The 21993-nt window shown below is 68.5% G+C and carries 19 protein-coding genes; 10 read left to right on the top strand and 9 right to left on the bottom strand.

Translation table 11 applies throughout. The annotated features are described in order from the left end of the window. Positions 1–34 precede the first annotated feature (34 nt). From RIV14_RS00515 to RIV14_RS00505, 3 genes are all read left to right on the top strand, one after another. Positions 35–1777 carry a sodium:solute symporter family protein gene (locus tag RIV14_RS00515; protein ID WP_075371586.1) on the top strand — a complete coding sequence of 581 codons (1743 nt, stop codon included), beginning with the start codon at positions 35–37 and terminating at the stop codon, positions 1775–1777. A gap of 30 nt (positions 1778–1807) precedes the next feature. Next, a complete protein-coding gene (locus RIV14_RS00510; protein WP_070661339.1) occupies positions 1808–2038 on the top strand; it encodes a hypothetical protein in 231 nt (76 codons plus the stop codon). A 178-nt stretch (positions 2039–2216) separates the two neighbouring features. Then, positions 2217–2906 carry a DUF6891 domain-containing protein gene (locus RIV14_RS00505; protein WP_075371585.1) on the top strand — a complete coding sequence of 230 codons (690 nt, stop codon included), beginning with the start codon at positions 2217–2219 and terminating at the stop codon, positions 2904–2906. Between the two features lie 159 nt (positions 2907–3065). Here RIV14_RS00505 and RIV14_RS00500 read toward each other — a convergent pair whose 3' ends face one another. Together RIV14_RS00500 and RIV14_RS00495 are read right to left on the bottom strand one after the other, a co-directional pair. Next, on the bottom strand, positions 3066–3332 hold the full coding sequence (locus tag RIV14_RS00500; RefSeq protein WP_075371584.1) for an HPr family phosphocarrier protein: 267 nt from the start codon (positions 3330–3332) through the stop codon (positions 3066–3068). Between the two features lie 165 nt (positions 3333–3497). Beyond that, positions 3498–4622 (bottom strand): GuaB3 family IMP dehydrogenase-related protein, encoded by a 1125-nt coding sequence (locus tag RIV14_RS00495; protein ID WP_070661344.1) that lies wholly within the window; start codon positions 4620–4622, stop codon positions 3498–3500. A 378-nt stretch (positions 4623–5000) separates the two neighbouring features. Here RIV14_RS00495 and RIV14_RS00490 point away from each other — a divergent pair, with 378 nt between their 5' ends. Further along, positions 5001–5783 carry an exonuclease domain-containing protein gene (locus RIV14_RS00490; protein ID WP_075371583.1) on the top strand — a complete coding sequence of 261 codons (783 nt, stop codon included), beginning with the start codon at positions 5001–5003 and terminating at the stop codon, positions 5781–5783. Between the two features lie 195 nt (positions 5784–5978). Here the strand turns inward: RIV14_RS00490 and guaB are convergent, their stop codons facing one another. Next, the gene (gene guaB / locus RIV14_RS00485) at positions 5979–7541 is read right to left on the bottom strand and encodes an IMP dehydrogenase (RefSeq protein ID WP_178387807.1); all 1563 of its coding nucleotides are present in this window, start codon (positions 7539–7541) and stop codon (positions 5979–5981) included. 425 nt (positions 7542–7966) lie between these two features. On the opposite strand from guaB, the gene RIV14_RS00480 reads away from it, so the two are divergent. Then, positions 7967–8269, top strand: coding sequence for a WhiB family transcriptional regulator (locus RIV14_RS00480; protein ID WP_075371582.1), 303 nt, complete (start codon positions 7967–7969; stop codon positions 8267–8269). Between the two features lie 185 nt (positions 8270–8454). On the opposite strand, the gene groES is transcribed toward RIV14_RS00480, so the two are convergent. Then, complete coding sequence (groES, locus tag RIV14_RS00475; protein WP_070661353.1) at positions 8455–8751, bottom strand: co-chaperone GroES; 297 nt, start codon at positions 8749–8751, stop codon at positions 8455–8457. A gap of 250 nt (positions 8752–9001) precedes the next feature. After that, positions 9002–9661, bottom strand: coding sequence for a SanA/YdcF family protein (locus RIV14_RS00470; protein ID WP_141759088.1), 660 nt, complete (start codon positions 9659–9661; stop codon positions 9002–9004). Between the two features lie 314 nt (positions 9662–9975). Here RIV14_RS00470 and RIV14_RS00465 point away from each other — a divergent pair, with 314 nt between their 5' ends. Together RIV14_RS00465 and RIV14_RS00460 are read left to right on the top strand one after the other, a co-directional pair. Next, positions 9976–11244 carry a class I SAM-dependent methyltransferase gene (locus RIV14_RS00465; protein WP_075371581.1) on the top strand — a complete coding sequence of 423 codons (1269 nt, stop codon included), beginning with the start codon at positions 9976–9978 and terminating at the stop codon, positions 11242–11244. A gap of 80 nt (positions 11245–11324) precedes the next feature. Continuing rightward, the gene (locus tag RIV14_RS00460; protein ID WP_178387806.1) at positions 11325–12557 is read left to right on the top strand and encodes a glutamate--cysteine ligase; all 1233 of its coding nucleotides are present in this window, start codon (positions 11325–11327) and stop codon (positions 12555–12557) included. A 237-nt stretch (positions 12558–12794) separates the two neighbouring features. Here RIV14_RS00460 and RIV14_RS00455 read toward each other — a convergent pair whose 3' ends face one another. The 3 genes from RIV14_RS00455 to RIV14_RS00445 all read right to left on the bottom strand — a co-directional run bounded on the left by RIV14_RS00455 (position 12795) and on the right by RIV14_RS00445 (position 18356). Continuing rightward, positions 12795–12938 carry a hypothetical protein gene (locus RIV14_RS00455; protein ID WP_178387805.1) on the bottom strand — a complete coding sequence of 48 codons (144 nt, stop codon included), beginning with the start codon at positions 12936–12938 and terminating at the stop codon, positions 12795–12797. 1128 nt (positions 12939–14066) lie between these two features. Next, positions 14067–14381 (bottom strand): hypothetical protein, encoded by a 315-nt coding sequence (locus RIV14_RS00450; RefSeq protein WP_143224168.1) that lies wholly within the window; start codon positions 14379–14381, stop codon positions 14067–14069. A 129-nt stretch (positions 14382–14510) separates the two neighbouring features. Next, positions 14511–18356, bottom strand: coding sequence for an ABC transporter ATP-binding protein (locus RIV14_RS00445; RefSeq protein ID WP_075371579.1), 3846 nt, complete (start codon positions 18354–18356; stop codon positions 14511–14513). 120 nt (positions 18357–18476) lie between these two features. On the opposite strand from RIV14_RS00445, the gene RIV14_RS00440 reads away from it, so the two are divergent. After that, positions 18477–19205 carry a TetR/AcrR family transcriptional regulator gene (locus RIV14_RS00440; protein WP_075371578.1) on the top strand — a complete coding sequence of 243 codons (729 nt, stop codon included), beginning with the start codon at positions 18477–18479 and terminating at the stop codon, positions 19203–19205. 50 nt (positions 19206–19255) lie between these two features. Here RIV14_RS00440 and tsaD read toward each other — a convergent pair whose 3' ends face one another. Continuing rightward, positions 19256–20302 carry a tRNA (adenosine(37)-N6)-threonylcarbamoyltransferase complex transferase subunit TsaD gene (gene tsaD / locus RIV14_RS00435; RefSeq protein WP_075371577.1) on the bottom strand — a complete coding sequence of 349 codons (1047 nt, stop codon included), beginning with the start codon at positions 20300–20302 and terminating at the stop codon, positions 19256–19258. 163 nt (positions 20303–20465) lie between these two features. Between tsaD and RIV14_RS00430 the strand changes: the two genes are divergently transcribed. Further along, positions 20466–21083, top strand: coding sequence for a DNA-3-methyladenine glycosylase I (locus RIV14_RS00430; protein ID WP_075371576.1), 618 nt, complete (start codon positions 20466–20468; stop codon positions 21081–21083). A gap of 90 nt (positions 21084–21173) precedes the next feature. Further along, positions 21174–21860 carry an HAD family hydrolase gene (locus tag RIV14_RS00425; protein WP_075371575.1) on the top strand — a complete coding sequence of 229 codons (687 nt, stop codon included), beginning with the start codon at positions 21174–21176 and terminating at the stop codon, positions 21858–21860. The last annotated feature ends 133 nt before the right edge of the window (positions 21861–21993 follow it).

Raw genomic sequence — 21993 nt, 5'->3', positions numbered from 1 at the left:
GCCACCTGGAACATATCCCCTGAGAGGTACACCGATGTCCTCCACGCTGAACGCTCTGTCAGCCTCGTCAGCGTCATCCGGCACACTCATCGCCGCACGCTGGTACGACTACATCCCCATCGCGATCTACTTCGCCTTCGTCATCGGCGTCGGGCTCATCGCCCGCGCCAAGGCGGCCACGTCCGACGGCTTCCTCACCTCGGGTCGGTCCCTGCCTGCCTGGGTGACGGGTATCGCTTTCGTCTCGGCGAACCTCGGCGCCATCGAGATCATGGGAATGTCGGCCAACGGAGCCCAGTACGGCATGCCGACCTTCCACTACTTCTGGATCGGCGCGGTCCCAGCCATGATCTTCCTGGGTCTGGTCATGATGCCCTTCTACTACGGCTCCAAGGTGCGCTCGGTGCCCGAGTTCATGCTCAAGCGCTACGGCACCGCCGCGCACCTGGTCAACGCGCTCAGCTTCGCCCTGGCCCAGCTGCTCATCGCCGGCATCAACCTGTACCTGCTGGGCAAGATCATGAACTGGCTGCTGGGCTGGCCCCTGTGGGTGGGGCTCATCGTGGCCGCCGTCATCGTCTTCTCCTACATCACCATGGGCGGGCTCTCCGCAGCGATCTACAACGAGGTCCTCCAGTTCTTCGTCATCGTGGCGGCTCTGCTGCCCCTGACCCTCATCGGCCTGCACCGCGTGGGCGGCTGGCACGGCCTGACCGGCAAGATCACCGAAGCCGCCACGGCCGCTCACCCCAACGACGCCACCGAGGCCGCCAAGGTCGCGGCTCAGCAGCTGCACTCCTGGCCCGGCAACTCGATCTCCGGCTTCGACTCCAATGTGATGTCGGTGATCGGCCTGGTCTTCGGTCTGGGCTTCGTGCTGTCCTTCGGCTACTGGACGACGAACTTCGTCGAGGTGCAGCGGGCCATGGCCTCGGACTCGATCTCCTCGGCCCAGTCGACTCCGATCATCGGCACCTTCGTCAAGATGTTCGTGCCCTTCCTCGTCATCGTCCCGGGCATGGTCGCCGGTGTCATGGTCTCGGAGATCCAACAGCTCAAGGCAGATTCCGGGGCTGGGTACCAGTTCAACGACGCGGTCCTCTACCTCATGCGCGACCTGCTGCCCAACGGTCTGCTGGGGCTGGCGATCACGGGTCTGCTGGCCTCCTTCATGGCGGGCATGGCGGCGAACATCTCCGCCTTCAACACCGTGTGGGGCGTGGACATCTACCAGCACTACCTCAAGAAGGACGCCGACGACGCCCACTACCTCATGGTCGGCAAGCTCTCGACCCTGACGGCCTCCGTGGTCGCGATCCTCACCGCGATCATCGCGTCAAGCTACTCCAACCTCATGGACTACCTCCAGACGCTGTTCTCGATGTTCAACGCGCCGCTGTTCGCGACCTTCATCATCGGGATGTTCTGGAAGCGGGCCACCCCGCACGCCGGTTGGATCGGCCTCATCAGCGGAACCCTGGGCGCCCTGGGGGTCAACATCCTCATCTGGACCAAGCACCTGGTCATGCCAGGACAGGGCGGTGCCTTCCTGGCGGCGGGCGTGGCCTTCACCATCGACGTCGTCATCACGGTGCTGGTCTCCCTGGCCACGAAGCCGAAGCCCGACTCCGAGCTCAAGGGCTTCGTCTACGCCCTGACCCCCAAGAGCGAGCGCACCGACCCGCATCTGCACGAGCTGCCCTGGTTCCGCCGTCCGATCCCGCTGGGGATCATCGCCGGGGCCCTGGTCATCGCCCTCAACAGCATTTTCCACTAGTTCCGCCCGGACACACGAAGGAGAACACTCATGAGCAATCGTTCACTCACGGACATCCGGGCGGTCATCACCGGTGCTCTGGGGCTCATCGGCCTCTACCTGGTGGTGTGCTCGGTCCTGTTCAACAGTGCCGAGGAGATGGACAAGACCGGTGGCATCAACGCCAACCTGTGGTCGGGCCTGGGCCTGCTGGCCATCGCCGCGGGCATGGGCCTGTGGTGGTGGATCAAGCCGAACCCCTCCGGGGGCGAGCAGGACTGAGACTGGCGTGGCCGCACTGGGCCCGCACCAGTGAGGGCATCCCGCCCATCACATCCCATCCGATCGACGGCGTCGCCGCGGCCTCCTCCTGCGACGGCGCCGTCGTCACGCCCGCATCCAGGGCCGGGCAGTGCCGCCAGGCCCCTTGTCGTCGGTGGTGGTTGCTAGGGTCTCGACCATGCTCGATCTGAACGCCCAGCCCGACGGGCTGAGAATCCCCGATGAGATGCTCGGGGGTGTGGTTGGCCCCGAGCTCGAGGAGTACATCCGCGACCTCATCTGGATGCAGCTCGTGCGCGGGAACGACTGTCTCAACGACCACGCCTTCGAGATCGCCTGCGCGGTGGAGGACGAGGGTGACGGCACCCTGTCCGACGAGCAGTGCCGCGCCATCGCCCAGTACCTCATCGATGCGCGCCGCGCCCAGCAGGCGGGATTCGGGGACGTGCCCGCCACCAGGCTGGACCGCGCCTTCGAGGCGCTGCGGAGGGCCCACGTCGTCGCGGAGCAGGATTTCGCCTGCTGCAACAACTGCGGACACGCGGAGATCAAGGGCGGCCAGGACGACCTGGGGTACGTGTTTTTCCACCAGCAGGACACCGAGCGCCTCGTGGAGAGCGGCAGCACCTACCTCAGCTACGGCATCTTCTGGCCCGCTCACTTCAGCGGGAAGGCGTACAAGGCCCTGGACGACTCCCGGCGCGAGGAGCTCTACGACGCCACGACCGCCACGCTGATGAGGACCGTCGTCATCCCGATCCTCCAGGAACACGGCATCGGCGTCAGCTGGGAGGGAGACGTGGACACCCGTATCCTCCTGACCGGCGTCGAGTGGTACGTCCCGCTGCCCCCGGCGGGACAGGGCTGAGGACGAGGCCGCTCAGCCCGGGAAGGGGCCCCACGGGCTCGGGGCGAAGCTTCTGCGGCAGAGCCGACGGCCGGGTAGTGCACCGGTGACGTCGTTGTCCGCGAAGGAACAACGGGGCGCGCCCCGCAGTGGAGCGCGCCCCGTCGGCTGGACTTGTTCTCAGGCGTCCAGGTCGGTCTCCAGGAGGGCCTTGAGGTCCTTGAGGGCCGCCTCGGCACCGTCGGCGTCGGAGGCCAGGGTGACGACGTCTCCGAAGCCGGCACCCAGGGTCATCACACCGAGGATGGAGGAGGCGTCGACCGCAGCGCCGCCCTCCTTCGCGATGGTGACCGGGACGCCCTTCTCGGCGACGGCCTTGACGAAGGTAGCGGCCGGACGGGCGTGCAGACCGACCTTGGAAGCGATAGTGGCGGTGACCTGGGCCATGTGAAGCTCCTTGTGACATGTGGGGTCTAACGGTGCGGGAACCGGATCGTGCCCCCGCACCGGTCTGAGCAGCGCGATGGCTGCCGTCCCGGCTGAGACTACCCGAGATCACGGCCCAGTTGCACTGTTCCACCCCTCAAAACCACGGTTTGTCGTGGAGGCACTTCAAGAACCGGTGTAGGGCGCCAGGACGACCTCGACCCGCTGGAGCTCCTTGACGTCCGCATAACCGGTGGTGGCCAGGGTGCGACGCAGGGCGCCCATGAGGTTGAGCGTGCCGTCGGCGCGGTCGGAGGGGCCGTTGAGGATCTCGGCCATGGTGCCGACCGTGCCCACGTGGCTGCGGAAGCCCCGCGGCAGGCGCTCATGGCGGGCCTCAGCGCCCCAGTGGTAGCCGCCGCCGGGAGCCTCCTCGGCCCGGGCCAGGGCGGCCCCCAGCATGACGGCGTCCGCGCCGCAGGCGATGGCCTTGACAACGTCGCCGGAGTTGCCCACCGAGCCGTCGGCGATGACGTGGACGTAGCGGCCCCCGGACTCGTCGAGGTAGTCGCGCCGGGCCCCGGCGACGTCGGCCACGGCGGTGGCCATGGGCATGTGCAGCCCCAGGACCTGGCGCACCGAGGAGGAGGCGCCGCCGCCCTGCCCCACGAGGACCCCGGCCGCGCCGGTGCGCATGAGGTGGAGGGCGGCGGTGTAGGTGGTCACCCCGCCGACAACCACGGGCACGTCGAGCTCGTAGATGAAGCGCTTGAGGTTGAGGGGCTCGACGGATCCCGAGACGTGCTCGGCCGACACGAAGGAGCCGCGGATGACCATGAGGTCCACGCCCGCCTCGACCACGGTGCGCCAGTGGCGCTGCGTCTGGGCGGGGCTGAGCCGCCCGGCGACGACGACGCCGGAGGCACGGATCTGGGTGAGCCGCTCAGTGATGAGCTCGGGCCTGACCGGAGCACGGTAGACCTCCTGCAGGACGCTGGTGGCCCGGGACGGATCGGCCTGGCGGATGCGCTCGAGGGCCTCGGTGGGGTCCTCGTAGCGGGTCCACAGCCCCTCCAGGTCCAGCACGCCGATTCCGCCCAGACGTCCCACCATGATGGCGGTCTCGGGGCTCATCACCGAGTCCATGGGGGAGGCCATGACCGGCAGGTCCACGTGGTAGGCGTCAATCTGCCAGCCCACGCGCACCTCGGAGGTGTCCCGAGTGCGACGCGCCGGCACCAGGGCGATGTCGTCGAAGGAGTAGGCGCGCAGGGCACGCTTGGAGCGTCCGATCTCGACCTCTGTGCTCATGGCCCGATCCTAGTGGGGCCGGCCCGGTATCCACCGGAGCGACCGGCGGGGCAGCCAGACGCATGCGGGTGCCGGCTGCTGGAGGAAGGGCGGGGACACTCCAGGTAGGTGGGACCCTCTGTGTCGTCTCATGACTTCTGAACCAGCTCAGCCCCGCCCTCGCGTTCGTAGGGTAGGTCGCGAGTTCGTACCCTGAACCCCCGAACGCGAGGCATAAGGTACGAACGCGACGCCGGCCTACGCGGCCGACTGCGCCGCCAAGGCACCACGAAGTCGGTCCCACCCTCCGCCCAGTCGACGACTCAGAAGCGGGGAGACAAGACCGAGGCGCACCGCCACTGGCGCATTAGTGTCGTACCCCGGTGGCATGCTGGCCCCATGAGCACCCCGCACTCCTCCTCCGTATCCGACGCCGCCGCCCCCGTTGCCTCCGCCTGGCCACGGGGCCCCCTGCTCGGCTTCGACACTGAGACCACCGGAGTGGACCCCTCCGGCGACCGCCTGGTCACGGCGGCGCTCGTCTGGCGGGCAGCACCTCAGGCCGACGGCGTCCGGCCGCAGTCGGTGACTACGTGGCTCGCCGATCCCGGCGTGGAGATCCCCGAGGCCGCCTCCGCAGTCCATGGCGTGACCACCGAGCGGGCCCGCGCCGAGGGACGGCCGGTGACCGAGGTGCTGGCAGAGGTCAGTGAGCACCTGGTGGCGGCAATGACGGCCGGCACCCCGGTCGTCGTCTTCAACGCCTCCTACGACCTGACTCTCATGGAGGCCGAGCTCGCTCGCCACGGGCTGCCCACGATGCGCTCGCGCCTTGGCCGCGAGCTGGGGCCCATCGCTGACCCGCTGGTCCTGGACCGGGCCGTGGATCGCTACCGCCGCGGCAAGCGCCGCCTGGGCGACCTCTGCGAGGTCTACGGTGTGCGCGTCGATGAGGCCCTGCACACCGCGGAGGTGGACGTGGCCGCCACACTCGATGTGCTCGAGGCCCTGGCCTCGGTCTACCCGCAGATCTCCGAGCTCGGCCCCGATGAGCTCGTGGCCTTCCAGGCCCGAGCCCACCGCGCCTGGGCGGAGTCCTTCAACGAGTGGCTGGCGCGCCAAGCCCCCTCGCGGACGCCGGCCCAGACCGCCTGGCCCCTGCCGGACTCCCCCATGCGCTGAGTCCCTCCGAGCTCGCCTGCCGCACAACCAGCGAGGGCACCCAGGCACGTAGGGAGCCGGCGGGGGAAATCTGTCACAACTATGGGTACACCGGGAGGGCCCCAGGCGCGTAGGGAGCCGGCCGGATCACTCCGGACGGCTCCCTGCGCGGCAGTGCTGTGCTGAGTCTGTCTGGTTGGCGGGGCTGGCGACGTCTCAGACCCCGTCTCGCCCGGTGTAGTTGGGGGCCTCGACGGTCATCTTGACGTCGTGGGGGTGGGACTCCTTGAGGCCGGCGCTCGTGATCCGCACGAACTGCCCACGCTCCTTGAGCTCGGGGATCGTGCGCGCACCCACGTAGAACATTGACTGGTGCAGCCCGCCCATGAGCTGGTAGACGACGTCGCCCAGCGCCCCCGAGTAGGGGACCTGACCCTCGATGCCCTCGGGGACGATCTTGGAATCGGAGGAGACGTCGGCCTGGAAGTAGCGGTCCTTGGAGTAGGAGGTGCGTCCACGCGAGCTCATGGCGCCCAGCGACCCCATGCCGCGGTAGCGCTTCCACTGCTTGCCGTTGACGAAGACGAGGTCACCGGGAGACTCCGTACAGCCCGCCAGCAAGGAGCCAAGCATGACCGTCTCCGCGCCGGCCACGAGGGCCTTGGCGATGTCACCGGAGTACTGCAGGCCGCCGTCGGCGATGAGGGGGACCCCGGCGGGCTTGCAGGCCCGGGCGGCCTCGTAGATGGCCGTCACCTGGGGCACCCCCACGCCGGCGACGACACGCGTGGTGCAGATGGAGCCCGGCCCCACCCCGACCTTGACGGCGTCGACCCCGGCATCGATGAGCGCCTGGGCGCCCTCACGGGTGGCAACGTTGCCGCCGATGACCTCGATGCCGCTGAAGGCGGAATCGGACTTGAGACGGGAGATCATCTCCAGCGCCAGCTTGGCACCGCCGTTGGCGGTGTCGACGATGAGGACGTCCACGCCGGCCTCGGCCAGAGCCCCGGCGCGCTCCCACGTGTCTCCCCAGTAGCCGACGGCGGCCCCCACCACGAGGCGCCCCTCGGCATCCTTGGTGGCGTGGGGGTACTGCTCGGTCTTGACGAAGTCCTTGACGGTGATGAGACCGGTAAGGCGTCCCTCGGCGTCGACCAGGGGCAGCTTCTCGATGCGGTGCTCGGCCAGGAGCGCCTTGGCGTCCTCCCGGGAGATGCCGGTCGCGCCGGTGATGAGGCGATCACGAGGCGTCATGCACTCGCGCACGGTCAGGCTCGCCCAGCGCTCCGGGGGGACGAAGCGCAGGTCGCGGTTGGTGATGATCCCCTGAAGGTTGCCTCCCGCGTCGACGACCGGCAGGCCGGAGACCTTGTAGTGGCCGCAGAGCTCGTCGAGCTGGGCGATGGTGGCGTCCGGTCCGACAGTCACCGGGTCAGTGACCATACCGGACTCCGAGCGCTTGACACGTCGCACCTGCTGAGCCTGGTCCTCGATGGACAGGTTGCGGTGGAGGATGCCGATACCCCCCTGACGAGCCATGGCAATAGCCATGTCCGACTCGGTGACCGTGTCCATCGCGGCCGAGAGCAGCGGTGTGGCCAGTCTGATCCTCGGGGTCAGCCTGGAGGTCGTATCGACCTCGGAGGGGATGACGTCGGTCAGCCTGGGGAGCAGGAGCACGTCGTCGTAAGTGAGACCGGTAGGGGCAAAGACGTCAGGGCTGGTGATCGAGTCGCTCACGGGGCCATCGTAGGACGACCTGACCACCCTGTGCATATCCGTCGGCACCAGCCTGTCCGCCCCACTGACCACCGGCACCGTCCCGCCTGCACCGAGCCGCCCGGAGGGGCTGGGCCGGGCCCTCGCCCCGACGCCCGGCACGGCAGCCGGCCCGACGGCAAGACCACCACGCCGAGGCGACCAGCACCCCAGAAATAAAGCAACAACTAATGCGGAACGTTTCAGAAAAAAGATGCCCTTCAGACATACATCGTTCACAAAACGTTTCTGTCATTCGAACGCCATATTCTGGCGCACGTTTTCACACAGCCAGAACGCAGACACCCAGCAAATCTGGAGAAAATTTCATTGTGAGATAGAATGTTTCTTCTTGATTAACGCACCGCGCGATCTTATCGTTAGATATAGCGCATCAAGTTCGGTGCGCCCGACCGCCATATCCAAAGGAGGGGAGGGAGGTAATGCACGACTCATCGCGCCTGCCCGGCCCGATCTCCACCCTCTGGGAGTGGCAGTACCGGGGGGCCTGCCTCGGCATGGACTCCTCGGTTTTCTTCCATCCCGAGGGAGAGAGAGGCGGTTCCCGTCGACGGCGGGACGAACGAGCAAAGGCCGTTTGTCAGGACTGCCCCGTCCTGGAGGAGTGCCGGGACCATGCCCTGAGCACTCGCGAGCCCTATGGCGTCTGGGGAGGCATGAGTGAGGAGGAGCGGCGCGCTTACTACGAGCGGCAGGCACGCCGTTTCGCCGACGAGCCGGCCTAACGCTCCGCCCTGTTTCAGGGAATCGACAGCACGGACGTTCCCAACTCAAGACAATCGTCCAGACATGGTGCCATGGTGCCTCCATGCAGCAGGCACTGTGCGCACACGTTGAAGGGGGAGACACCCCAAGGTGCCTCCCCCTTCAACGTGCCGTGGCGCCGGACGGCGCACACGACCTCAACGGGTCACTTGGTGACGACCGCCAGGACGTCGCGCGCCGACAGGATGAGGTAGTCCTCACCGGCGTAGCTGACCTCGGTGCCCCCGTACTTGGAGTAGATGACGACGTCACCCTCGGCGACGTCGACGGGCACGCGGTTGCCAGAGTCATCGACGCGACCCGGCCCCACGGCCACGACCTTGCCCTCCTGGGGCTTCTCCTTGGCGGTGTCGGGGATGACCAGGCCCGACGCGGTGGTCTGCTCGGCCTCAGCGGTCTGGACGACGATACGGTCCTCGAGCGGCTTGATGGAGATCGACATTGGAGACCTCCTCCTTCTCTTCAACGTGCAGTAGAACGGCTTGTTCGCCCTCCCCAGACGTTCCAGATCGCCGTCGCGGGGGTCGATCCGGCACGATGTAGGAGTGCGAGTCGCAGAAGGTGCCCGCCCTGCGTCCCAGGACCGGGCGAGCACTCCGCTGCGCCTGACGGAGAATCTACGACGGCGTTAGCACTCAGTCAACGCGAGTGCCAAAGCGTGGCGGCGGTTTCGCCGTGGGCGTCAGCCCTCGTCAGCGCCGGTGCTCCCGAGTCCAGGCGATGGCCTCGTTGACACTCGTCTCCTGGCGGCCCAGGGTCGGGTCTCGTCGGGAGACGACGTCGACGACCGCCTTGATCGCCGCCGCTCGCTCGCGCATCCAGCTGACCGTCCACCCGATGCGGTCGTTGCGGGCCCGTGAGTCGCCGACGCCGTCGGCGTCGACGCCGACCGAGCGGCAGATGGCGACCGCGCGCGGCTCGTGGAAGTCCTGGGTCACGAGCAGGGCCCGCTCGATCCCGAAGATCCTGCGTGCCCGCACACAGGTGTCGTAGGTGTCGAAGCCCGCGTAGTCCACAGCGATCGCCTGCTCGGGGATCCCCCGGGAGGCGAGATAGCGGCGCATGACAGTGGGCTCGTCGTAGCCGGCGCGCCGGTTGTCCCCGGAGACCAGGATCGCCTCGACGCGGCCGCTGGTGTAGAGGTCAGCGGCGGCGTCGAGCCGGTGGGCCAGCCAGGGCGAGGGTTGTCCGTCGGCGTGAACGGCCGCCCCCAGGACGATCGCCACCGGAGCCCTGGCCGCCTCGCCGTCGCCGGGACCTTCACCGGCGGTCTCGATATGCCCGGCACTGACGGTCCACGCCCAGATGCTGGCCCCGGCCGCCAGGAGGGCCACGGTCCCCATGACTGTCAGAGAGATCCGCGCCAGTGGCCCAAGGAGCGCCCGGAGGCGTCCCGCAGTGTCAGACCCCTGGGCTGTGCTCACGCCGTCGTCCTCGCGCCCCACGGCGGCGTCGGCACCCAGACCGGCACCGAGCCGGGGCTCTTCCTCAGTCATCAGTCGCCTACCCGCCTTCCCCTCCTGCGCCTTTCGGCCCCGCCGGTGTGCGGCGCCTCGGTCCACAACCCTACTCAGCGCCTGCCGGCCCTTCCGCGTCGACACCCTTCCCGCTCCACCCAGTGAACATCACGCCCACGAGCAGGTCCTGCATGGAATGATCGGGGGTGATGGCTGAGAACCACGTCGCGCTCCTGCTGACCCCCGAGGGCTGGGAGCTTCTGTCCTCCCTGCCCCCCTACGACCCCTCCGAGGCCCTGTCCCTGGGACGCTCCCTGCGCGAGGAGGGCCACTCCCCCGACCTGGTGGCGGCCGCGCTGACGCAGCAGCGCCTGCGCGAGCGGGCCGCAGCGAAGTTCGGCCCCTTCGCCCAGCAGATGCTCTTCACCGCCGACGGCCTGGAGCAGGCCACTCGGCTGACGGTCTCGGCTCACCATGCGGCCCGTTACGCGGCCGCGGGCGTGACGAAGGTCGCGGACCTGGGCTGTGGGATCGGGGGCGACGCCGTCGCCCTGGCCGGGCTCGATCTGCCGGTGCTCGCCGTCGACCGAGATGAGGCCGCAGCCGCCCTGGCCACTATCAACCTCATGCCCTTCCCCCACGCGAGCGTCGAGTGCGCCGACGCCCTGGACATCGACCTGGTCGAGCGGGGTGTGGACGCCGTCTTCGCCGACCCCGCCCGCCGCGCCGCGGGACGTCGCATCACCGACCCGGAGCAGTGGTCTCCGGCTCTGTCGCAGGTGCTCGCGCTGCGCGAGGCCGTGCCCGCCCTCGGCGTCAAGGTCGCCCCCGGCATCGATCATGCCGCGCTGCCGTCGGACGCCCACACCCAGTGGGTGAGCGTGGACGGCGACGTCGTCGAGGCGGCCATCTGGTGCGGGCCCTTGGCACCGGAGGGGCCCGGGCGCTCCGCGATGCTCCTGCGCTCAGGGACCGATGGTGCGAGCGCCTGCACGCTGGTCGACCCCAGCACCACCGACCCCTCGCAGCCACCGGTCCAGGTCAACCCGATCGGCTCGCCCGACGACCTGGGCAGCCTCATCCACGTTCCCGACGGCGCCGCCGTGCGCGCCGGGCTCGTTGCCCACCTGTGCGAGACCCTGGACGCCAGGCCGGTGGGGCCCCGGATCGGCTACCTCACGGGAGAGCGCCTCCCCGACGAGGCGACCGCCCCCTTCGTGCGCTCCTTCCGACTCACCGAGGTCCTACCGCTACGGCTCAAGGCCCTGCGCTCCCGTAGCCGCGAGCTCGGTATCGGGCGCCTGGAGATCCTCAAGCGCGGAGTCGACGTCTCCCCCGACGCCCTGCGCGCCTCGCTGAGGCTGAGCGGTCAGGAGTCGGAGACCTGGATCCTGACCCGGGTGGGAGACAAGGCGAAGGGCGCCGTTCTCGTCGTCGAACCGATCACCGGCGCCTCATCGGCTCACTCACCGACGTAATACCCCCTATACCCCCTTCCCGCGACGAGAGGCCCTGTCGGCACCCGCGAGGGCCCCGAGGAACCCGAGGAGACCAGGACATGCAGGACACGACTGACACGACGAGCCCGAGCGCCGTGCCCGCCGGCACTCAGCTGCCGCCGGCTCACCGTCCCCAGTCCCTTGACTTCGCCAGCTCGGCCCGCTCCACGTTGGGGGTGGAGTGGGAGCTGGCCCTCATCGACCGCGACAGCCTCGACCTGCGCCAGTGTGCCGAGGAGATCCTCCAGAAGGTGGGCCCGGACCGGCACGTGCACGGCGAGATGATGCTCAACACCATCGAGCTGGTCTCCGGGGCGCGCAAGACCGTGGCCGAGTGCATGGAGGACATCGCATTCGCCTTCGACCGCGTTCTTCCCGTCACCGACCCGCTGCGCGTGGGCCTGGCCTCGGCCGGGACCCACCCCTTCGCCGACCCTCTGGTGCAGAAGGTGACCAATGCCGAGCGCTACGCACGCCTGGTGGACCGCACCCGACTGTGGGGCCACCAGATGCTCATCTTCGGCACCCACGTCCATGTCGGCGTCGAGGACCGGGCCAAGGTTCTGCCGATCCTCAAGGCCCTGCTCACCCGCACCGCCCACCTGCAGTGCTTAAGCGCCTCCTCGCCCTTCTGGGCGGGGGCGGACACGGGCTACGCGGACAACCGCGCCATGATGTTCCAGCAGCTGCCCACCGCCGGCGCCCCCGAGCAGTTCAGCACCTGGGAGCAGCTGGAGAGCTACACCGGTGACCTGGTCCACACCGGCGTCATCGAGGACTTCACCGAGATCCGTTGGGACGTGCGCCCCTCGCCGCGCCTGGGGACCATCGAGGTGCGGGCCTGCGATGCCGCAACGAACCTGACCGAGCTGGCCGGCATGGCGGCGCTGACCCAGTGCCTCGTGGAGTCCTTCTCCCGCACCCTGGACCGGGGTGAGGAGCTCGATGCGCTACCGGACTGGTACGTCGCCGAGAACAAGTGGCGCTCAGCCCGCTACGGCATGGACGCGATCCTCATCGTCAACTCAGCCGGTGAGGAGGAGCTGGTGGGAGACACGGTCGAGCGGATGCTCACCGAGCTCGCTCCCGTCGCCGAGGATCTCGGTTGCGCCGCTGAGCTGGACTCCGTGCGCACCACACTGGAAACGGGGGCCTCCTACCAGCGTCAGATCGCCGCCGTCGGGGCCTACGGAGGGCAGCGGGAGGCGGCCGTCAGGCTGCTGCTGGCCGAGGCCCGGGCAGGCAGGCCCCTGCGCCCCACCGAGGTGCTCTCGCTGGCGGCCAAGTCCTGAACGATATACCGCCGGCCCGTCTACGATCACCAGCGTCGAGACCCCCAGTTCCGGCTCAGGAACGCCCTGTCCGCAGCCTCATCTCCTCACGTAGGAGGCGGGTCATGCCGGTGACGGGAATCCCCCAGCAGGGCGGGAATCGGGATCGTCGTGTGACTGTGGGAGAAGCGCCTCTCCAGCCTGCGCCCCACCCGCGGAGTCGATCACCAGGATCGGCTTGGGGACGGAGAGGTATCCCTACAGGTCAGCCAGGCTCAGCAGCAGTCCGACGGCGCAGTCGACCATGCCCATGATAGCGATCACGGGCAGCCTGCGGTGCTGCGACATGAGGTCCACCGGATACCCCGCCCACAGGCACACGCCCACCATCCCGACGACCACTGTGTTGTCTCATGACTTCTGGGAGTTTCGGATGTCATGACTTCTCAAGACGCCGGTGGGGTGGGTCTGTCAGAGGGGAGAGCTGTTGCTTGGGCCTGTCGGAGAGGGGTTGCCCCGGTGACTGTGGTGGCGGCCGGCGTCGTCTGGATGCACTGCACGAGGGTGGGGTGCTACTGGAGGAGGGTTGGGGGTACTTCGGGTAGGTGGGGCCTTCGTGCAGTACGCACAACCCGTGGCCAGTAGATCCCGACCCTCGTGGAGTAGACCGACTCGAGGCGAGACTCAAGGCAGAGCCGGCGTCGAACCATGACCACCGGGCCCCAGCGCAGACGGCGGTCAGGGGGCGGGGCCATATCCGTGATCTCGAAGGGCCTACCTTCGACCGGGCCCCGTGCAGGCAGCGGGCAGGGGGGCGGACCTGCGGCGGAGATGCCGGGCTCTGCCGTAAGAAGCCCGGACTCGTTCCTGCGCGGCCCGGTGTCCACAGCGCTGACATGAACCAGTCTGCCGCCAATGTTCCCAGCGGGGATTGTTGGAATCCTGCGGTTCCTCCCCAACGCGCAGCGCCGATTCGCCTGTGATGTCAGCACCATGGACAACCACACCCCGTCATGCCTCGCCTTGAGGCCACCCTCGCCTCCAGGACCACCAGCCTGCCCCGGACTCCCGTCCGAGCGAGCGTCTCAGAAGTCATGACACTCACATGTCTCAGAACTGAGGAGACAACACACATCCCGACGACCACGAACATGACCAGTGCTCCGAGCTGTGCTCGGAGCACAGCCGAGGAGACGGTGAGGACCCGGGCGGAGGGATCGACGTGCGCTGCAGCGGAAGAGGTGAGCACGAACTCTCCTTATCCTCCCGTGGAATGAACAATGGAGAATGCAAGAGAGAACAACATGCGCTGACGTCATAACAGAACACGGAATTAACTATTCGGGTCACATGAGAGCATTTTCCTTCCCCGCGCGTAGCACACACCTTCCAAGCCATCATTTCATTGCCACCACAATTCTCCGAAACATTGTGCTTCAATAGAGCGCACCCCACATTCGTACCCATAACCTCATTTCCCTCTCGACCCTCTTCTGACAGCCTCAATGCCAGCGGAAGGAGCACTCCACCTCAGTCGATCACCAGGGTCAGTAATCCCCTGACCGTGCGCCCGGGGTAGTTCATGATGACGTGCAGCGTCCTCGTGGGCCTGATCGGCACCGCCCGATCGGCTTCGCCGCATTCCTGGTGACAGTGGCGATCCAGAGAGGAACCCTCGCACAGATCGGTGCGGTCAGCACTGCTGTTGCTGTCATCGGGCTGCTTCTTCTTGGAATAGAGGCCGGCAACGCGCGCACCCACACCATCGTCAGCCCTGCAGGAGGGGATCCTTCGCAAACGGACCGAGGCCGGCGCGATGCGGATCGTCGAACGGATCGACTCCATGGTTCCCCTGAGCCGCCGAATCCGCCGATAACTGATAAGTCGGTCTGACATCCGGACCCGTTCCCCACTTCTATTGCGAGCCGGCACGGTCCCGAGTCTCGCCCGGCGATCGGTGATTCCCGGGGGCGATCAGTCCTGCCTCGACACGAGTGACCATCCGCGGGCCCGGGTGCGCTGCTCCCAGAAGCTGCGGTATGGCCCTTCGACGGACACGAGCTCATGGTGATGTCCCCGCTGGGCAATGCGCCCGGCGTCGTCGAGGACGATGACCTGGTCGGCCGCTGCGATCGTCTCGAGCTTGTGGGCAATGACGATGAGTGTCGAGGTGCGCCGCAGCTCCTGCATCGCGGCAACGATATTGGCCTCGTTCTCCGCATCCAGGGCACTGGTGGCCTCATCGAGCAGCACGATCGGTGCTCGCTTGAGCAGGGCGCGGGCGATGGAGACGCGCTGGCGCTCCCCACCGGACAGGGCCCGCCCACCCTCTCCCACGCGGGTGCTCCAGCCGTGGGGCAGACGGTTGACGATCTCGGTGACGCCGGCGAGCCCCGCGGCCCAGCGTACCTGGGCGTCGTCGGCCGCGGGGTTGCCGATGCGGATGTTGGCGGCCAGGGTGTCGTCGAAGAGGTAGACGTCCTGGAAGACCATGGAGAGCTGTTCCATGAGCTGGGAGGTCGGCATGTCGCGCACGTCAGCACCGCCAACTCGCACGACCCCCGAGCCCACGTCCCAGAAGCGGGCGATGAGGCGGGCGATGGTCGTCTTGCCGCTGCCGGAGGGGCCCACGATGGCACACATGGTGCGTGCGGGCACGCTCATCGACACCCCGGTCAGGACGGGAGCGTCGGGGCGGTAGCCGAAGACGACGTCGTCGAGCTCGACGGTCCCCGGCTCGGGCAGTGCGCTGGGCTCCTGCGGCTCGGCCATGAGCTCAGCGTCCATGACGGCGTCGAGGTGGTTCATCATCTGGCGCCGCTCCTCCACGCCCATGACGGCTGCTCCGATGTCGTCGAGCATGGTGGTGAAGCGCAGGCACATGCCGATGACGGCGATGGCCGCCAGTGGCTCCATGGAGCCGGAGGCGGCCAGTGAGGAGGTCAGGACGATCATGGCGACGACAAGGATCTGGCTCAGCGCGCCGTTGACGAGGTTGCCAGCTGATTCCCACCACAGGGCGCGCCTGGAGGCGCGGGCCCCGTCGTCGAAGGCGGCGGTGAGGCGGCTGTAGCCGGAGGCGGCCCGGCAGGATCGCAGGGCCCCCTGGCAGCGGGCGATCTCGACGATGCGGGCGGCGAGCTCACGCTCAGCGGGCTCGGAGATGGACTTGCCCCGGTCCAGCAGACGGCGCGAGAGGCGCACGAGTCCGGCGAACAGGGGCGCGGCCAGCGTCAGCAGGAGCCCCAGGCGCCAGTCCCAGGCCCAGGAGCCGACCCCAACGACCAGGCATGCAGCGGTCGTGGAGGTGAGCAGGTACACGAAGTGGGCGGCGGACTCCCCCAGGGCAACCATCTCCTGGCTCACGGCCCGGGACAGGGTGCCGGCGGAGTCGGCGGTGAACCAGCGCAGGGGCAGGCGCGCGATCCGGTTGCCCACTGCGTGGTGGACGTCGTGCATGAAGCCCAGCGCCCCCGACATGCCCATGCGCCGCCCCTGGAAGTCGCAGACGGCCGCACCGACCCCGAGAACGACCAGCACGATGAGCCAGCCGCTAAAGGCCAGCCCCCATCGGGGGGCACTGGTCGCCAGAGCCACTGAGGCGGGCAGCAACACTAGCAGCGCCAGTCCCACCAGGACGCCGTTGACTCCCGCCAGGGCGATGCACCCTCGGGTCTGTTTCCAGGAGGAGTCGGTCATGAGCCTGCAGAAGCGGGACAGCAGGGAGTCCGCCGGCCGGGAGGACCCGCCGGAAGTGGAGGGCACCGGAAGCGCGGTCCCGGTCCTCCCGCCCCGGTCATCGGTGCGGGGGGATGCCGGTACAAGAACGCTGCTCTCGGCCGCATTGTCAGCCACACCGTCATCCGGCCTGCCAGCCGCGCCGTCGGCGAATACGGGGCCGTCCGTCCTGGTGGCGGTCTCGTGGACGTTTGACCCTGCGGCGCCCTTGAGCTCGCCGGCCTGGCGCAGCAGGGCCCGGTAGTGGGGCTCATCGGCCAGGTCGTCGTGGGAGCCGGCGGCGACGATGCGTCCGCCGTCCATGACGGCGATGCGGTCGGCGCCGCGCACGGCGGCAGGCCGGTGGGCGATGACCAGGACGGTGCGATCCTTGACCAGGGCACTGAGTGCCTGCTGGATCTCGGCCTCGGACTCGGGGTCGGCCATGGCGGTGGCCTCGTCGAGCACAATGACGGGGGTGTCCAGCAGGATGGCACGGGCGATGGCAATGCGCTGCTCCTGCCCACCGGACAGTGCCGTGTCCTGCCCCAGGACGGTGTCGTAGCCCTGCGGCAGCGCCATGATCTCCTCGTGGATGCGGGCCACGCGGGCGGCGGCGCGCACCTGCGCCAGGTCGGCCTCGGGGCGCCCGAGGGCGATATTCTCCCGCACAGTGGTGGCGAGCAGCTGAGCGTCCTGGAGAACGAAGGAAACGGTGGAGTACAGGGTGGACTCGTCCATGTCCCGCAGGTCCACCCCGCCGATGCGTACGGCGCCGGCGTCGGGGTCGGCGAAGCGTGCGATGAGGGTGGCCAGTGTCGACTTGCCCGAGCCGGAGGGACCCAGCAGCGCGGTCACGGTTCCCGGCTCCAAGGTCAGGCAGGCGTCGTCGACGGCGAGGACCTCCCCATAGGAGAAGGAGACGTGGTCGATCTCGACGAGCGCCGTGCGAAGCCGCTCGGGGCGGTCGGTGGCGGGCAGAACGGGGGTGTCGAGGACCTCGCACAGCCGCAGGGCCGCCGCCCCGGCCAGCTGGTAGGACCAGGAGATCGAGGCAATGGTGATGAGTGCGGCAGGAAGGACCAGAGCGACGAGGGTTGTGGCCAGGACCTGGGGCAGGGTGACGGCACCGGTATGGATGAGCAGCGCCCCTCCCCCGAGGTTGACCAGGAGCAGTACGGGGATCGAGACCCAGGTGAAGGACAGACAGGTGACGGTCACCAGGGGCATCGCCCAGGCGCGGTAGAAGGCGGAGAACTCGTCGGCGGCGGCGAGGTAGGCCGAGTGGGCGCGCCCCACGCGCCCGAAGGCCTTGACCACGCCGATACCGGAGACGAACTCGACCATGGCCGAGGAGATGGCGGCCAGCTTGCGGTCCATCTCCACGGTCTTCTCGTTCATGCCGCGCATGGACACCGAGTAGGTGAGCGCGTAGAGGATGAGTGTGGAGACGGCCAGCAGGGCAAGGCGCCAGTCGATCCAGAAGGCGCACCCCAGCAGGGCCAGCGGAGTGACGATGGCGTTGAGGCGCTCGACGGGGCCGTGGGCGATGACGGTGTGGACCAGAGTCGTGTCGTCCTGAACGGCCTTGCGCAGGCGCCCGGAGGTGGAAGCGGTGAACCAGGACAGCGGGGCGTGGGAGATGCGCGCAACGATGTCGCGGCGCAGGCGGTCGCGCAGGGACAGGTCGGCCAGGTGGGTGATGAGCAGCGCCAGGAAGTACAGCAACAGGCGGGTGGAGTAGGCGCTCACGAGCACCATGACCGCACCTGACACCTGCCGGGGATCCGGGCTCAGGCCCGCCCGGTGGGCGCGCAGCAGGATGTCGCCGAGCTGGACCAGAGCGATGTAGGGGGCCACCGCCAGGACCGCGGAGAGCAGGACGAGGATCTGACCGATCCGCAGGCGGGTGCGCACGGGGGCGCCGAGGCGGGCGATGGCAGCCTGCCCCTCACGCGAGCGCTGAGCGTTGCTCCTCCTCACCTGCTCGCCCGATTCCCCGGCTCTTCCGGGGCCCGGCGAAGGCGGCGACAGCTGCGAAGACGACTGCGGTGCCGTCTGCGGCGACGTCCCTGGCGCCAGCCGCTGTGCCTGCGTGCTCATCAGGTGCCTCGTTCTTCCGTCGACTCTAACTCTGAAGGTGTTTCAGAACTTAATAAGGCACACCTTACTCTGGTCGCTGAACCGGGAGCAACCGTCGCTGAGTCGCACTACGGTGCTGTCATGGCATCACAGGCACGACTGGGCCGACCGACCGGACCGAGACCCAGTTTCTCGCGCGACGACGTCGTCGACGCTGCCCTCGAGATCGGCATCGCCGAATTCACCCTGACCGCCGCGGCCAAGCAGCTGGGCGTGGCGGTCTCCGGCCTGTACCGCACGATCTCCTCACGTGAGGACCTGCTGGCCGCCTGCCTGGAGAGGATCGCCGCCCAGATCGAAGTTCCCCGCCCCGGGAAGCGCTGGCCCGACACGGTTCGGGCGCATGCCGAGGCCGGCTGGGAGATGCTGGAGCGCTATCCCGGCCTGGCCGGCGTCATCATGGGGGTTCCCTGGGCGCACCAGGTCTTCGCCAGGCCCGCATCCCAGGCGTGTCAGGCTCTGATCGAGGGAGGACTCGAGGCCGACGAGGCCGGGGTGGTTCTGGACTTCGTCGGCGACACCGTCATCTCCACGCACGCGCAGATCGAGGTCATGCGCTCCCCCGCCGGTCGCCCCGAGCCGCCTGCACCGTTCCCGGAACACGAATCGGGAGAGAGCGCCTCAGGCGCCGGGAGGGGCGGCGCCACGGGGCTGGAGGAGGCGAGCCGGTTCGCGACGATCAGCAGGGCACCGGCCCTGCCCGAGGCACTGACTCCGAACGAGAGCTGGCTAGACCGAGGCGGACTGGACCGCAAGATCGAGATCATCATCCGGGGAGTGGCCGCAGACATCGGACAGTCATCAGACTGAACGCACCGGAGCCTGCGTCGAGAAGCGTCAGCGGACGTCAGCGGGCGACTTCAGTGGGCGACGCTGACGTCCAGCGGCATCCCTGAGTCCGGGGCGAAGTCCATGGGGCTGGGGGCAACGCCGGCCCGCACGGCCGCTGACCCCAGGGCCGCGATCTGGGCGCCGTTGTCGGTGCAGAAGCGCAGTGGCGGCAGGCGCAGGGTGATGCCGGCCTCCTCACAGCGCTCGGCGGCCAAGGACCGCAGCCGGGAGTTGGCCGAGTATCCGCCCCCGACGACGAGCGTGTCGCAGCCGGTGTCCAGGCAGGCCCGGACCGCCTTGGCCGTTAGGGAGTCGTTGACGGCCTCGGAGAAGGCGGCGCAGACGTCGGCACTGGGCACCTTCTGCCCGGAGTCCTCCAGGGACTCCACATAGCGGGCCACGGCGGTCTTGAGGCCGGAGAAGGAGAAGTCGTAGCGGTGACGCTCCTTGTCCTTGCCCGCGGCCAGGCCCCGGGGGAAGCGGATGGCGCCGCGGTCACCCTCCTGGGAGAGCCGGTCCACGTGCGGGCCACCGGGGTAGGGCAGGCCCAGGAGCCGGCCGACCTTGTCGAAGGCCTCACCGGCGGCATCGTCGAGAGTGCCACCGAGCTCGACGACGTCGGTGGCGACGTTGCGGATGCTCAGCAGGTTCGAGTGACCGCCGGAGACGATGAGTCCGACGAAGCGCTCCGGCAGGGGGCCGTCGACCAGCTCATCGACCGCCAGGTGCCCGATGACGTGGTTGACGCCGTAGATCGGCCGGTTCAGGCTCGCGGCCAGGGCCTTGGCGGCGGAGATGCCGACGGTCAGGGAGCCGACGAGTCCGGGGCCGGCGCACACGGCGATAGCGTCGACCTCGCTCAGGTCGACGCCGGCCTTCTCCAGTGCGGCGTCGAGGGTCGGCAGGAAGGACTCCAGGTGGGCGCGTGAGGCGATCTCGGGGATGATGCCGCCGAAGCGCGCGTACTGGTCCATGGAGGTGGCGGTGACGTCGGCGAGGAGCTCGCGGCCGCGTACGAGGGCCACGCCGGTCTCGTCGCAGGTGGACTCGATACCGAGAATGAGGGGGGCGCTCACAGGCCCAGACTATCGCCTAGCGACACGGACACCGAACAGGCGCCTGCCGTCCCGTCCACAGACGGCAGGCCATCCGGCCACTACCCCGACTACCGTTGGGACGTGCCGACCGAGGACGACATCGACCAGGCACCCCTGACACGTCACCGACGAGGAGGTACTCGTGACTGAGCCCGACAACCCGGACCTCGTGGTGGGCGACGACGGTCTAGCCAGGCCGGTCTGGGCGGCCACCGACCCTTTGCTTCGCGAGTACTACGACACCGAGTGGGGCATGCCGGTGCGCGACGAGCGGGGAGTCTTCGAGCGGCTGAGCCTGGAGGCCTTCCAGTCGGGCCTGTCCTGGGCCACGATCCTGCGCAAGCGGCCGGCCTTCCGTGACGCCTTCTGCGGTTTCGATCCGGAGGCAGTGGCGGGCTTCCGGGAGGCGGACGTGGCCCGGTTGCTGGCCGATGCCCGGATCGTGCGCAACCGAGCCAAGATCCTGGCGACTATTGGCAATGCCCGCGCGACGCTGCACCTCAGGGAGAGTGACGACGTCGCCGGCGGCCTGGCGGGCCTCGTGTGGTCCTTCCAGCCGGAGGCAACTCCTCAACCGCATCGGCTCTCAGACATTCCCACTCAGTCGCCGCAGTCGGCAGCCCTGTCCCGCGAGCTCAAGCGCCGTGGTTTCCGCTTCGTCGGCCCGACGACGATGCACGCCCTCATGGAGGCGATCGGGATCATCGATACGCACCTGGTCGGCTCCCACCGCCGTGGCTCCTCCGGAGTGTGGGCATAGCCCAACCGCACCCCTCCTTCGTTGATGCCCTGAATCACACTCGTGTCCGTGTATCCTCACTCTTCCATCGGCTTCGTCTCAGGAGGCACCGTGTCCGTTCAGCTGTTGTCGTCATCGGGCAGCTCCACTGAGGAGCCGGTGTCTCTGGCCCGGGCCGAGGCAGTCCTGTGCGACATGGACGGCACGCTCGTGGACTCCTCGGCAGTCGTGGAGTCGATGTGGAGCTCCTTCGCCCACGACCACGGCATGAGTGAGCGCTTCGACGAGATCATGGCCTACTCCCCCGGCCGCACCGGCCTCGACACGATCCGCCGGTTCCTGCCGGAGCTGACCGCTGAGGAGCAGGACGCCATCTACAAGCGCTTCGCTCGTGAGGAGATCGTGCGAACCGCAGGACGCATGGCGGAGATTCCCGGCGCTGCATCCTTCATGACAGCCTTGATCGACGCCGGCGTTCCGCTTGCCCTGGTGACCTCCGCGCCGATCGAGCTCATGCAGGTGCGCATGGAGGAGGCCGGCGTCCCCATTCCCCCTGCGGTCGTCTCCGCCGGCGACGTCGAACGCGGCAAACCCGACCCCGCGCCCTATCTCAAGGCCGCCGAGATCCTGGGGGTACCGATCTCCTCCTGCCTGGTGCTGGAGGATGCCGCCTCGGGTTACATCGCCGCCCGGCGCGCCGGCGCACAGGCCCTCCTCGTGGGCGAGAGCGTCCCCGAGGCCGACTCGCACGTCCCCCGCGTCGCGGACTTCACCGGGATCACCTTCACCACCCACTAGCGTCGAGCCGGGCATTCTTCGCGTAGCCCTACGGAATTTCTGTTGGGGTACGCGAGAAATGTCCTCTTCGCGGTTGGGCACCGGGCGGCGTGATTCTGGTACGCGTCGGTTTCCACAGCCGGGTTTTGACACC

This window comes from Actinomyces acetigenes (genome assembly GCF_031296635.1).
GTDB lineage: Bacteria > Actinomycetota > Actinomycetes > Actinomycetales > Actinomycetaceae > Actinomyces > Actinomyces acetigenes.
This window is presented reverse-complemented; position numbering and strand designations above follow the sequence as displayed.

Excerpts from the sequence above, each read along its gene's own strand:
- RIV14_RS00515 (WP_075371586.1), top strand. The coding sequence starts at position 35 with ATGTCCTCCACGCTGAACGCTCTGTCAGCCTCGTCAGCGTCATCCGGC.
- RIV14_RS00510 (WP_070661339.1), top strand. The coding sequence starts at position 1,808 with ATGAGCAATCGTTCACTCACGGACATCCGGGCGGTCATCACCGGTGCT.
- RIV14_RS00505 (WP_075371585.1), top strand. The coding sequence starts at position 2,217 with ATGCTCGATCTGAACGCCCAGCCCGACGGGCTGAGAATCCCCGATGAG.
- RIV14_RS00500 (WP_075371584.1), bottom strand. The coding sequence starts at position 3,332 with ATGGCCCAGGTCACCGCCACTATCGCTTCCAAGGTCGGTCTGCACGCC.
- RIV14_RS00495 (WP_070661344.1), bottom strand. The coding sequence starts at position 4,622 with ATGAGCACAGAGGTCGAGATCGGACGCTCCAAGCGTGCCCTGCGCGCC.
- RIV14_RS00490 (WP_075371583.1), top strand. The coding sequence starts at position 5,001 with ATGAGCACCCCGCACTCCTCCTCCGTATCCGACGCCGCCGCCCCCGTT.
- guaB (WP_178387807.1), bottom strand. The coding sequence starts at position 7,541 with ATGCACAGGGTGGTCAGGTCGTCCTACGATGGCCCCGTGAGCGACTCG.
- RIV14_RS00480 (WP_075371582.1), top strand. The coding sequence starts at position 7,967 with ATGCACGACTCATCGCGCCTGCCCGGCCCGATCTCCACCCTCTGGGAG.
- groES (WP_070661353.1), bottom strand. The coding sequence starts at position 8,751 with ATGTCGATCTCCATCAAGCCGCTCGAGGACCGTATCGTCGTCCAGACC.
- RIV14_RS00465 (WP_075371581.1), top strand. The coding sequence starts at position 9,976 with ATGGCTGAGAACCACGTCGCGCTCCTGCTGACCCCCGAGGGCTGGGAG.
- RIV14_RS00460 (WP_178387806.1), top strand. The coding sequence starts at position 11,325 with ATGCAGGACACGACTGACACGACGAGCCCGAGCGCCGTGCCCGCCGGC.
- RIV14_RS00450 (WP_143224168.1), bottom strand. The coding sequence starts at position 14,381 with ATGGAGTCGATCCGTTCGACGATCCGCATCGCGCCGGCCTCGGTCCGT.
- RIV14_RS00445 (WP_075371579.1), bottom strand. The coding sequence starts at position 18,356 with ATGAGCACGCAGGCACAGCGGCTGGCGCCAGGGACGTCGCCGCAGACG.
- RIV14_RS00440 (WP_075371578.1), top strand. The coding sequence starts at position 18,477 with ATGGCATCACAGGCACGACTGGGCCGACCGACCGGACCGAGACCCAGT.